Annotated in this window: 8 protein-coding genes; 3 read left to right on the top strand and 5 right to left on the bottom strand. The window is 34.3% G+C overall.

Annotated features, from left to right (window positions below; translation table 11 throughout):
• Positions 1-130 precede the first annotated feature (130 nt).
• Both ASC72_RS11755 and ASC72_RS11750 read right to left on the bottom strand, forming a co-directional pair.
• Positions 131-505, bottom strand: coding sequence for a DoxX family membrane protein (locus tag ASC72_RS11755; RefSeq protein ID WP_026985982.1), 375 nt, complete (start codon positions 503-505; stop codon positions 131-133).
• A gap of 209 nt (positions 506-714) precedes the next feature.
• Complete coding sequence (locus tag ASC72_RS11750) at positions 715-1,608, bottom strand: DUF4349 domain-containing protein (RefSeq protein ID WP_056190928.1); 894 nt, start codon at positions 1,606-1,608, stop codon at positions 715-717.
• Positions 1,609-1,830: 222 nt separating this feature from the next.
• Between ASC72_RS11750 and ASC72_RS11745 the strand changes: the two genes are divergently transcribed.
• From ASC72_RS11745 to ASC72_RS11735, 3 genes are all read left to right on the top strand, one after another.
• Entirely contained in the window at positions 1,831-3,129 is a 1,299-nt protein-coding gene (locus tag ASC72_RS11745; RefSeq protein WP_056190926.1) for an anthranilate synthase component I family protein, read from the top strand.
• Between the two features lie 101 nt (positions 3,130-3,230).
• On the top strand, positions 3,231-4,541 hold the full coding sequence (gene tilS / locus ASC72_RS11740) for a tRNA lysidine(34) synthetase TilS (RefSeq protein WP_056190924.1): 1,311 nt from the start codon (positions 3,231-3,233) through the stop codon (positions 4,539-4,541).
• Positions 4,541-6,640, top strand: coding sequence for a thioredoxin family protein (locus tag ASC72_RS11735; RefSeq protein WP_056190922.1), 2,100 nt, complete (start codon positions 4,541-4,543; stop codon positions 6,638-6,640). Before tilS ends, ASC72_RS11735 begins: the two co-directional genes overlap by 1 nt.
• Before the next feature lie 179 nt (positions 6,641-6,819).
• Here the strand turns inward: ASC72_RS11735 and ASC72_RS11730 are convergent, their stop codons facing one another.
• The 3 genes from ASC72_RS11730 to ASC72_RS11720 form a co-directional block, all read right to left on the bottom strand.
• Entirely contained in the window at positions 6,820-8,136 is a 1,317-nt protein-coding gene (locus ASC72_RS11730; protein ID WP_056190920.1) for an ammonium transporter, read from the bottom strand.
• 338 nt (positions 8,137-8,474) lie between these two features.
• Positions 8,475-9,782 carry an amidohydrolase family protein gene (locus tag ASC72_RS11725; protein ID WP_056190933.1) on the bottom strand — a complete coding sequence of 436 codons (1,308 nt, stop codon included), beginning with the start codon at positions 9,780-9,782 and terminating at the stop codon, positions 8,475-8,477.
• A gap of 37 nt (positions 9,783-9,819) precedes the next feature.
• Positions 9,820-12,819, bottom strand: a complete 3,000-nt coding sequence (locus ASC72_RS11720) for an amidohydrolase family protein (protein WP_056190917.1) — start codon at positions 12,817-12,819, stop codon at positions 9,820-9,822.
• Positions 12,820-12,930: the final 111 nt, after the last annotated feature.

The following is a 12,930-nucleotide window of genomic DNA, read 5'->3' as shown; positions in this document are numbered from 1 at the left end:
TTGAATCTCATATATAATCAGCTGTTAATCACTGATTAAATATACAAAATTGACCAGAAAAAAACAAGCCTAAAAAAAATAGCTGCCTCAGTTTTGAGACAGCTACTTGTTATTTTAAGTTCTAAGATATTTATGCTGTGAAAACACTTTTATAATTATCCCAATATCTGTAAATCAAAAATAAGTTGGCCAGGAATAATAATGCCGCAATTGGCAGGCCTTCCGGCGCAAGGAAATAATTGATAAACAAAATGTTTACTGTAATTGGTAAGATCAAAATATTAGCCAATGTTACATAACGTCCCGTTACAAATGCAATACCACAAAGTAATTCAATTGATTTAGCTAAAGGCATTAAATAAGTTGAAGCCATTAAACCTACATTGAAGGCTTTGAAATTTCCTGTGGTTTCTGGTTCTGGCATTAAGTGGAAAAAATAACTGATCGATGCAAAAAGCAGTAAAAGACCAATTAAGACACGGACAATAATTGTAGCAATTTTCATAATACTTAGGATTTTTAAGAGGTTAAAAAATATAGTTATCTGCTGGAAATCGTATATGTTGCCTGTCCTGATAAAAATGAAATTTAAAATTTAATGACACTTTATTGAGGATTTTACAATCAAAACAATCCTGTCTTAGGATTAATTGAATGCTATACCAAATATAACGCTTTTTTCATTATGATATTGCTATTTTATTAACACTTTTCTTATTTCTTTCCGTATTTTTTATACAGAAGAAATCCACCTAAACTGATTAAAATAAAAGGCCAAAGGTTAAGCAGGAAAACCAAAATGGACTGCAATATATACCAGCCCGTTTTTAATGAATCAATAATTTGGATTCCTAAATTGGGTTTGTAATAAGCACTGTCTTTTTCACCAGCGGTTATTTCTTGTTTAATCGTTTCATTTTGGTACAACTGTAAAGTAATGGTGCTGAAGTTAACCTGATCCTGCATGGATAAATTTTCGATTGTCTTACTATCATTCGCTTCTTTTTGATTGGCCAAAGCATTTTCGGCTTCCATAATATCATTTATTTTTTTGCCTTTGGTATCAATTGCTTTTTCAACTCTTTTTTCATTTGTAGTACTTCTTTTTTGAGAAAGCTGATTGGCTAATAATTTTAATGAAACATCATCAGCTTTAATGACTCTGAAATCCAGAAAGTCAATTTGCTTGGCAATGCTTTTAATTACGGTGTCAAGCTGCGTGTTAGGAACGCGAATTGTAATATTGTTTTCTACTGAAAATTTAGTGGTTTCCAGCGTACTGTCCTGACTGATTTTAGTTTTAATCTGATCGTGAATGTTGCTTTGCAGATTGGTGTAAGTAACAAAGCCTCCAAATTTTGCTACGGCATTTTCAATTGCATAAGTAGATTTGACGACGTTTTTAACCTTGAATTTGATATCAGCGGTTCGAATAAATTTCTGTTTGCTGTTTTTGGGCTCTACTGCGGCTGTTGAGGAAACAGCCGTGCTGTCTGCTGTGGTTTTGTAATCGGCAGATTCTTCAGCTGCGTAATCTGCTTTTTTACAGGAAAATAGTAATGCGATAATTACCAGGGTAGTCACACCTACTTGTGCAATTGTTTTCATAGAGGTTATAAAATTTGATTAATAAATAAAACTATTTACACGATGTAAACAGGATTTTGTACGTAGATAAAAGCGCGAATAATTTTTCAATCAAATAGGCAGGAAAAGTTTTAATAATTAGGACTAATTCGATATACTAAAAAGTGTGCCAATAATTTTTCGGGATAATTTTATTGAAGGATTTTTTTTGTCGTAATTTTGAAGTCTAAAATTTATACTTTTTTGAGAGTTTCCATTCATAAACCTATTTCAAATCCAGAGCAGTTTAAGCAGCAACTTCTAACATGGTCACAGCAATTTCGTGAGGTTGTTTTCTTAGACAGCAATTCGCATACACAGGAATATTCCAGTTTTGATTGTGTATTGGCTGTCGATGCTTTCACTTCTTTAAAAACCGATTTCCAAAACGCTTTTGATGATTTAAAACAATACCAGCAAACGACTAAAGACTGGCTTTTTGGTTATTTGACCTATGACTTAAAAAATGATGTTGAAACTTTAAAATCGGCTAATTTTGATGGATTGCATTTTCCGGATTTATTTTTCTTTCAGCCAAAAAAGATTTTCCTATTGAAAGGAAATGAGCTTGAAATTAGATATTTATTGCTTTGCGATGATGAGGTTGAAGAGGATTTTCAGGAAATAGTCGAAAGTCAATCCCGAAGCGTCGGGACGAAAGGCGAAAGTGCTGCAGCTCTAAATATTGAACAGCGCATTTCAAAAGAATTTTATATTGAAAAAGTAAACAAAATGCTTAGTCATATTCACGTTGGTGATATGTATGAAGCTAATTTTTGCATGGAATTTTTTGCTGAAAATGCTGTGATAGATCCGCTGGAAAAATTTCAAAAACTAAATGAAATTTCAAAGGCTCCGTTTTCGATTTTCTTTAAAAATCACAAACAATATTTGCTTTCTGCTTCTCCGGAACGTTATCTGAAAAAAGTTGGTGAAACGATTATTTCTCAACCGATAAAAGGAACTTCAAAAAGATCTTCGGATCCTATTGAAGATGAAAAATCAAAACAATTCCTAGAATCAGATTCAAAAGAAAGAGCGGAGAATATCATGATTACCGATTTGGTCAGAAATGATTTGTCGCATACCGCACAAAAAGGTTCTGTGGAAGTTACAGAGCTTTGCAAAATCTATTCGTTTTTACAAGTGCATCAAATGATTTCGACCATAACATCAAAACTAGACGCTCAATATGCTCCGGTTGATGTTTTGAGAACTACTTTCCCAATGGGCAGTATGACAGGGGCACCAAAGATTTCAGTAATGAAAATCATTGAAAATCTGGAAGAAACCAAACGCGGATTATACAGCGGAGCAGTTGGTTATTTTACACCGGAAGGTGATTTCGATTTTAATGTGGTAATCAGAAGTATTTTGTACAATCAGGAAAATCAATACGTTTCTTTTTCAGTAGGAAGCGCCATTACGGCACAATCTGATCCTGAAAAAGAATATGAAGAATGTTTGTTGAAGGCTAAGGCAATGCACGAAGTTTTACAGTAAAAAGTTTGCCACTCACCGATAGCTATCGAGGAGTGGCAAAAAAAAATACACTTAACATTTCATTTAAAAATTGATAGAATTTAATTCTTTACATTTATCAAATGTTTTCAAAATTTCAAAATCACATTATTTCGAGGTTTCCATTTTTGGAAAGTAAAAAACTATTTCTGGCTGTAAGCGGAGGTTTGGACAGTATGGTTTTACTGCATTTGTTGCAGAAATTGCCGTTCGAAATTGCCGTTTTGCATTGTAATTTCCAACTTCGCGGATTAGAAAGTTTTGGTGATCAAGATTTTATTCAAAACTATTGCAATCAAAATAATATTCCAATTTTCACCACTCAATTTGATACCGAAGCTTTTGCTAAAGACTATAAATTATCGACTCAGGTTGCGGCGCGCGAACTACGATACAGCTGGTTTTATGAACTTCTGGAAACTGAAAATTTCGACTATCTTTTAACAGCACATCATGCAGATGACAATCTGGAAACTTTTATTATCAATTTAACCCGCGGAACCGGATTAGATGGTTTAACGGGAATTCCGGAACAAAACGATAAAATTATTCGCCCGCTTTTGCCTTTTTCGAGAGAAGAAATTCTTAAATACGCCGAAGAAAACAATATCGAATGGCGTGAAGATAGCAGCAATGCATCCAATAAATACCTACGCAATAAAATTCGTCATGATTTAGTTCCGATATTGAAAGAGATTAATCCTAACTTTTTGAATGCTTTTCAGAAAACGCAATCGTATTTGCAGGAATCTCAGGAAATGGTAGAAGATGCTTCGATTATGATTTATCAGCAAGTGGCGAAGGAAGTCGGTGAGGATATTCATTTCGATTTAAATCAGCTTCAAAAATTACCCAATTATAAATCATATTTGTATCAATGGCTGAATGAATTTGGCTTTTTGGCGTGGAATGATATTTATGATTTAGTGGATGGACAATCCGGAAAACAAGTATTTTCTGCTGAATTTAGATTGCTAAAAAATAGAAATACATTGATTTTAAGTCCGCTTTCAGAAGAGGATGAAAAGGACGAATATCACATCAATAAAGAGGATCAAGACGTTAATTTTCCCTTAAAATTAAAGCTTTGTCAGGTAGACGACATTACATTAGATTCAAATAAAGCTATCTTTGTTGACGCCGAAAAAATCCAATTTCCGTTGGTTTTACGTAAATGGAATGAAGGTGATGTTTTTTATCCGTTTGGAATGAATGGCAAGTCTAAAAAAGTGAGCAAACTTTTTAAAGATGAAAAGCTATCACTGATCGAAAAGGAAAAAACATGGATTTTGTGTTCAGATAATCAGATTGTATGGGTTATCGGAATCAGGCAGGACGAACGTTTTAAAATAGAAGATACCACAAATAGAATACTTAAAATAGAACTACAATAATGAACTTTACTCAATCCTATCAAGCGATAACTTCAAAAAGTGTCTGGAATAAAAACCTTGTTTTTTTGTTATTTTTCATTTTTGCTTTTGCAAAAGGTAACGCTCAGATTTTAGAACCCGTAAAATGGACGGTTAAAATTGAAAAAAAATCGGGTACAAATGCGGTTTTAATTTTTGATGCAACTATTGAAAAAGACTGGCATATGTATTCGCAATTTACGCCGGACGGAGGGCCGCTTCCGTTAGAAATTGTATTTAAAAACCAAAAAGGAAATTATAATTTAGTTGGGAAAGCCAAAGAAGGAAAAACCAAAACAGCTTTTAATGATGTTTTTGGTGTAAACGAAACTTTCTTTGAAGGAAAAGCGCATATCGAACAGGAAATCACGATTACAAACCCTGCTTTAAAAACCGTTGATGTCGATTTTGACTTTCAGGTGTGTAAAGAGGTTTGTATCAATTCGAATAAAAAATTCTCTATTGCGATTCCGGCAGCTTTCAAAATGGAAGCTGTTGCAATGGTTTCTGAAGCAAAAAAAGATGAAACAAAAGTAACAGGAATTGCTATTGATACTTTGTCAGCTGTAACAAAAGAGATTAAAACGGAAACTGCTAAAGCGGAAATAACTACGGCTTCAAAAGATAATGATATTCCGCCTCCTGCACCAAGCAGAAGTTTATGGTCAGTGTTTTTTGTGGCATTTTTATTTGGATTTACCGCATTGTTGACACCTTGTGTTTTTCCGATGATTCCAATGACGGTGAGCTTCTTTACAAAGCAGAGCAAAACGAAGGCAGCAGGAATTAGAAATGCGATAATATATGGAGTTTCAATTATAGTAATTTATGTTGCTTTAGGGTTTTTAGTATCCTGGATTTTTGGCGCTGATGCATTAAATTCATTAGCTACAAATGTTTGGTTTAATTTAGGATTCTTTATTTTGTTAGTGATTTTTGCTACTTCGTTTCTTGGTGGGTTTGAAATTATGCTGCCCAATTCATGGGCCAATAAAGTTGATCAACAAGCGGATCGAGGAGGGATAATTGGAATTTTATTTATGGCTTTGGCTCTGGCTATTGTTTCATTTTCATGTACAGGACCAATTGTAGGAACTTTATTAGTTGAAGCTGCTACAAATGGTGTTATTGGGCCAATTATTGGAATGTTTGGTTTTTCTTTAGCATTGGCTTTGCCTTTTATGTTGTTTGCCATGTTTCCGGGCTGGTTGAATTCATTGCCAAAATCTGGTGGTTGGTTAAATACGGTAAAAGTAGTTTTAGGGTTTTTGGAATTAGCTTTTGCTTTCAAATTTTTATCCAATGCTGACTTGGTTTTGCAATTGCATTTATTAGAAAGGGAAGTTTTCTTGGTAATCTGGATTGCTATTTTTGGTGCCTTAGCGTTGTATTTATTTGGAAAAATTACATTACCGCATGATAGTCCGACCAATCATATTTCCGTAGGAAGATTATATTTGGGATTGACCACCTTGGCCTTTACAGTTTATTTGATTCCCGGGCTTTGGGGGGCGCCATTAAAATTAATTAGTGCTTTTCCACCACCGCCAACTTATAGTGAAAGCCCTTTAGGAGTAGGAGGTTCTGCTAATTCAAGTGTCAATAATGGTGAAATAAAAGGTTTACCGGAAGGAGCTGAATTAGGCCCGCATGGTATAATGATTTTTACTGATTACGAAGATGGATTAGCGTATGCAAAATCAATTAATAAACCAATTATGTTAGATTTTACAGGTCATGCTTGTGTCAACTGTAGAAAGATGGAAAACAATGTTTGGTCTGATGATAGAGTTTTACCAGTTTTGAAAAATGAGGTTGTTTTGATTTCTCTTTTTGTTGATGATCAGCGTCCGTTGCCAAAAGATAAGCAATTTGTTACGGCTTCAGGAGATAAAATCGAAACTATTGGCGATAAATGGACTGATTTTATGATTTCAAAATATAAAACAAATACACAGCCTCTATATGTTATTACTGATCTGGAAGGAAAGAATTTAAACAATTCAAAACCAACAATTAGTTATGTAGATGTTGAAGAATATTTGACCTGGTTAAAAACCGGGATTTCGAATTTCAAATAATTAAAAAAGTTATGAATTATGAGTTTTGAGTGTTATTACTTCTAACTCATAATTCATAACTCAAAACTCATAATAAATATCAAGCATTAAGGTTAAAAAGTTAATTCAAAACAAAAAGCACTCTAAGTTTAAAACTCAGAGTGCTTTTTTATTGATTGGGCAAATTCGGAAATTAATTTTTATAGGTATTCTCCGTGTTGAGAGATATCTAATCCTAATTCTTCTTTCTCTTCAGTAACTCTTAGAGGAGTAATTTTGTTTACAACAAAGAATAAAATATATGATCCTACAAAAGCAAAGATAGAAACTCCTACTAAAGCAATTAATTGGTTAATGAACAAAGTTGGAGTTCCGAAAATCAAACCTTGATTGTCCCCAACTACAGGATTAATTGCTTTTGAAGCGAAAACTCCGGTTAATAACATACCTACCATACCACCAACACCGTGACAAGCAAATACATCTAAGGCATCATCAATTTTTCCTTTAGGGAATTTGCTTACTACTAAGTTACTTACGATTGCAGCAAAGGCTCCAATGAAAATTCCGTGAGGAATGCTTACGAAACCAGCGGCAGGAGTAATAGCAACAAGACCTACAACAGCTCCAATACAAGCTCCAAGTGCAGATAATTTGTGTCCTAATATTTTGTCAAGGAAAACCCATGCCATTGCAGCAGCAGCAGCAGCTACAGTAGTAGTTCCTAAAGCTTGTACAGCTAAACCATTTGATCCTAAAGCAGAACCTGCATTGAAACCAAACCATCCAAACCATAATAAACCAGTTCCTAATAATACATAAGTAATTCTGGCAGGATTTACTTTTTGAACTTTTCTTTTTCCTAAGAACATCGCTCCGGCCAATGCAGCCCATCCAGCACTCATATGTACTACAGTTCCTCCAGCGAAGTCTAATACTCCCATTTTGAAGAAAATTCCATCAGGATGCCACGTCATGTGCGCTAATGGTGAATATATAAATAAGATAAACAAAACCATGAATAACAAATAAGCCCAGAAACGTACACGCTCCGCAAAAGCACCTGTAATTAACGCTGGTGTAATGATGGCAAATTTTGCTTGAAATAATGCGAATAACATAAAAGGAATTGTAGGGGCAAGACTCCAGGCAGTACTTGTACCAACGCCCTGAAAGAATAAATTTGGAAGTGGATTTCCAATAATTCCTCCAATAGTAGGACCAAATGCTAAACCAAAAGCAACAACAACCCATAAAATAGTAACAATTACCATTGCCATAAAACTTTGAAGCATGGTACTGATAACGTTTTTCTTACCTACCATACCTCCGTAGAAAAATCCTAAACCTGGTGTCATTAGCAATACAAATGCAGTTGCTACGATCATCCAAGCTGTATCTCCGGTATCAAACTTTACAGCTTCTGCTGGAATTGGGTTGTCTGATAAGATGAAGTTTGATACAAAAGTCAGTACCAAAATAGTGATAAGAATCACACTTAAAATAATTTTTCGCATAGTTATTTAGTTTTAAATTTTTTATAAAAGTATAAAATCATTCGACACCCCTATTAAAAATAGATTCTATTGTTTAATTTTTGTTAATTTTTAAATTTAACCCCCTATATTTTGCGTGTATTTGTTAAAATGAACTTAAATTTTACAATTTATTAATCTGAAATTAAAAACATGTAAGGTTTTTCGGCCTTGTTAACAAAAAATAATGAAAATAATTCTAATTTTAAGAGTTATTATGTTTAAATATTTATAAAAATAGTCAAATCATTTCATTTTTAAATAAAAAAGGCATCAAAATGAAAATCTTCACCTGATGCCTTTTTTTAAAAGAATTTAAATTATTTCTGTCCGTACTTCGCTTTGAATTTGTCGCTCAGTTTCGTTTGGAAAGTATCTAAGTTAATGGTTCTACCCTGAATGAAAGCAGTCGTCAATTTATTGGTTCGCATGTCCAGTGCATCTCCTTCAGAAATAAATAGTGTTGCATCCTTACCTGTTTCCAAAGTTCCGCAACTTCCATCAATACCTAATAGTTTTGCGGTATTCGAAGTTATTAATTGTAAGGCTACTTCTTTATCTAAACCGAAAGCAGCACAGGTTCCGGCTAAGAAAGGCAGGTTTCTAACACTCATACGTTCATGATCTCCGCTGTTTTCTAGACCCACAACAATATCTTTATCGGTTAGTATTTTTGCCATTTTATATGGTAAATTCACATCTTCATCATCGCTTGTTGGCATGTCGTGTACACGTCTCAGTAAAACTCCAACATTGTATTTTTTCAAAACATCAGCAGATTTGTAAGCTTCAAATCCGCCCACTATCACAATTTTTTTGATTTGATGATCCGCCGCAAGCTGAATGGCATCTACAATTTGTTTCTCTTCATCAGCATGTACATATAAGGTTTGTGTACCATCAAACAATCCTTTTGTAGCTTCTAAAACAATATTTCTTTCTTTAGGTGCAGTTTGATTGTAAGCCTTTGCATTTATAAGAAATGCGTTTATTTCCTCTACTTGTTTAGTATAATCTTTATTGGCTTCAATGACTCCCGGTTCAAACCATGATCCTGATCTTTTAAAACCTGATGGGAAATTAAGATGGATTCCGTCATTTTCTTTCAAAATAGCATCTTTCCAGCTCCATGCATCCAATTGTACTACAGATGATGTTCCTGAAATTCTTCCTCCTCGGGGCGTAACCTGAGCCATCAAAATACCATTTGGGCGAACTGTTTCCACTACCTTTGATTCTGAATTGTAAGCAATAATACTTCTCACATTCGGATTAAAAGTTCCAATTTCTTCTTCATCGTCTGATGATTTCACGGCATCAATTTCTACTAAACCTAAAGTAGAGTTTGGTGCAATGAATCCAGGGTAAACATGTTTTCCTGTAGCATTAATAGTTGTATCATAAGCTCCTGCCGCAAGTCTGATCGTTGAGGCATCGGCTACTAAAGTAAGTTTTCCGTCTTTGAATCCAATGGCACTATTTTGAATAACAGTTCCGTTGCCTAAATGTGCAGTCGCATTTAAAATCAAAACGGATTTGGTTTGTTTTGGAGCCGGGATTTGTTGCGCATTTATTTGTACCGAAGCACAAAACAGGAGCAGCAATTTATATATGTTTTTATTTATCATGTTGTCTTTTTTTATCATTATGAATTTTCTAAAGTTCTTATAACTGCTCTAAAGTATCACAGTGATATTCTTTTTTCTCTTTTCTGGTTGGTTGTTGCGTTCCGTTTCCTTTATTCTTTTCCTGCAACATTTGTCCAATCAGTTCACTTCTTTCTTTAGTAATAGCCAATTGTTTTTGAGCATCTTTTTCGATATCAAAATAAACAACTCCTTCAATGATTGTTTTTTCGGCTTTAGCATAAATAGAAAGTGGATTGTCGCTCCATAAAACAACATCAGCATCTTTACCTACTTTTAAACTTCCTACTTTATCATCAATATGTAAAAGTTTCGCAGGATTTAAAGTCACAAATTTCCATGCATCTTCTTCAGAAATATTTCCGTACTTCACTGCTTTTGCAGCTTCCTGATTTAATCGGCGAGACATTTCAGCATCATCAGAGTTGTAGGCAACTACCAATCCTGCATTGTGCATAATTGGTCCGTTAAACGGAATCGCATCATTTACCTCAAATTTATAAGCCCACCAATCAGAGAAAGTTGAAGCTCCAACGCCATGTTCTTTCATTTTGTCAGCTACTTTATAACCCTCTAAAATGTGTGTAAAAGTGTTTACTCTGAAATTGAATTTCTCTGCAACATTCATCAACATTAAAATTTCAGACTCTATATAAGAGTGACAAGTAATGAAACGTTCTTTGTTTAAAATCTCAACAAGCGTTTGCATTTCTAAGTCCACACGCGGTGCTTTTCCTTTTTTAGAACCTGCGTTGAATTTTTTCCAGCTTTCGTCATATTCTTTAGCCAATTGAAAATAATCTGTAAAGACTTGTTCAACTCCCATTCTTGTTTGTGGAAAACGAGTTGGATTATCAATTCCCCAATTCGCTTGTTTTACGTTTTCACCCAAAGCAAATTTGATAAATTTAGGTTGGTTTTTGTATAACATTTCATCTGCAGAAGAACCCCATTTCCATTTTACAATCGCAGAACGACCTCCAATTGGGTTAGCCGAACCGTGTAGTAACTGTGAAATAGTTACACCACCCGCTAAATCTCTGTAGATATTAATGTCTTCGGAGTTTACAACATCCTGAATCGTAACTTCAGCAGTAGAGTTGTGACCGCTCTCGTTAACCCCTTTAGAAATCGCAATGTGCGAATGCTCATCAATAATACCGCTGGTAATGTGTTTTCCTTTAGCATCAATAACAGTGGCGCCGGCATTAGAAAGATTTTTACCAACGGCAGCGATTTTTCCATTTTTGATTAAGACGTCCGTTTCGGTTAGGATTCCATCTTTTTCATTCGTCCAAACTGTGGCATTTTTAAATAATAAGGTTTGGGCAGTTTGTTTTTTAGTATCACCAAAAGCAACATTCGGATACGTTACCGGCATAATTGGAAGTGGTTTTTCAACTTTAGAAGTATCTTTTACAGCCACAAACGGACTCGTTTTTACAGCGCTCCATACCAATTCATCTCCATTTGATAAAACTGCTTTTCCAGATAAAGCGTCTGCTTTTTCGATGAATCCGGTTAAACGTGTATAATTAGATTTGATCGTATCTGCGGGTTTGATCACCAATGAAATCCAGTTTTTAGCAATAGAAAAAGTGCTTTTTACCTTTTTGGCATCAACAGTTGTTACCTCTGATTTTTGAGCATCAGCAGTTCCGTCGATTTTCCATTTGTAAATATCTTTTCCAACAGTTAAGTCGTAGTTTCCACGGATATCTTTGGCACTAAGATCGTTTATGATAAATTTAGATCCCTGAACCCAGTTTTCATATAGAACTGTTTTTTCGTCAAAAACTTCTCCTGAAGTAATAATGAAGTTGGCATACGTACCCACTTTCAAACTACCTATTTCGTCGCTTTTTCCTAAAATAGCTGCCGGAATTGTCGTTAAAGCTTCTAAAGCTTTCGTTTTATCAAAACCTAATTTTATGGCTTTTAAAAGATTTGGTTTAAAATCTTCAATCTTTTTCAGTTTGTCTGTAGTCAGTGCAAATACAATTCCGTTATCCGAAAGTACTTTTAAATTGGTTGGTGCCTGATTCCAGAAAAGCATATCAGCCAATTCGATTTGGTTGGATAAATATGGATTTGAAACATCATAAGCTTCAGGGAAACTTATTGGAATAATGAATTTAGCGTTAGTATTTTTAATTTCCTCAATTCTTTCAAATTCATTTCCGCTTCCTTTCAAAATATAGTTTAAACCAAATTCTTTTGCGATTTTGGCCGCTCTCAAACTGTTTAATTTATCTTCAGAAGTAAATATCTGAACCAGTGTTTCATTGTTGGCCAAAGCTTCTAATGATGAATCTTTAGTTTCAGAATTCCCTTTTTTGTACCAGTCTAAATCCAGATACATCTGACGTAACAAAGCCATCGATCCCATCAAAGAGCTTGGATAGGCCTGATTTGTAAGGGCGCTTTTTGAGAAGGATAAATGATTCGTTAATTTATTTGCAATGATTTGTTTGCTATTATCTTCATTGTTCAAAGCAACCAAAGCTCCAGTTCCTTGCGCAATTCCGTCTGGAATATGAGTTCCAACAACTCCAAAACCGGCTTTTAATAACTCATCTGCTTTTGGCTGATCGTATTTAAAAGCTTCATAACCGTTTATTTCTGGGCGAACACTTTCATTCCAGTAATATCCAACTCTTTTAGTATCGTACAAAGGATTTCGATTACGTCCGGGAGTGATATTTGCTTTTGGTTTTTCAATTCCAAAACTGGTGTAAATATCAATAAAAGACGGGTAAATTGTTTTTCCGGCTAAATCTATAGTAATAGCATTTTTCGGAATTGAAACAGCAGTTCCAACTGCAACAACTTTACCATCCTGAATCAGTAAAGTTCCTTTTTCGATTTTTTGAGTTGGGGTAACATAAATGGTGGCATTAGTAAAAACAGTGTAATTTTTGCTTTTGTTGTGCACACTTTCATTAACAGGGAAGTAGTCTTGAGCATACGTTTTTGTTAAAAAAACACTCAAAAAGAGTAGGAGTAGGGCTTTTTTCATATGTAAATGGGTAAATTTTTGCTAAAAATATGAAATATATGTTATAACCAATTTGTTTTTGCTACTCTTTTTTTATCTATTTTAGTAAGCTTGTAAGTAACCTTTTGATTA

The organism is Flavobacterium sp. Root420 (assembly GCF_001427905.1).
GTDB lineage: Bacteria > Bacteroidota > Bacteroidia > Flavobacteriales > Flavobacteriaceae > Flavobacterium.
This window is presented reverse-complemented; position numbering and strand designations above follow the sequence as displayed.

Coding starts and splice junctions, on each gene's coding strand:
- ASC72_RS11730 (WP_056190920.1), bottom strand. CDS start 8,136: ATGCGAAAAATTATTTTAAGTGTGATTCTTATCACTATTTTGGTACTG.
- ASC72_RS11725 (WP_056190933.1), bottom strand. CDS start 9,782: ATGATAAATAAAAACATATATAAATTGCTGCTCCTGTTTTGTGCTTCG.
- ASC72_RS11750 (WP_056190928.1), bottom strand. CDS start 1,608: ATGAAAACAATTGCACAAGTAGGTGTGACTACCCTGGTAATTATCGCA.
- ASC72_RS11720 (WP_056190917.1), bottom strand. CDS start 12,819: ATGAAAAAAGCCCTACTCCTACTCTTTTTGAGTGTTTTTTTAACAAAA.
- tilS (WP_056190924.1), top strand. CDS start 3,231: ATGTTTTCAAAATTTCAAAATCACATTATTTCGAGGTTTCCATTTTTG.
- ASC72_RS11755 (WP_026985982.1), bottom strand. CDS start 505: ATGAAAATTGCTACAATTATTGTCCGTGTCTTAATTGGTCTTTTACTG.
- ASC72_RS11735 (WP_056190922.1), top strand. CDS start 4,541: ATGAACTTTACTCAATCCTATCAAGCGATAACTTCAAAAAGTGTCTGG.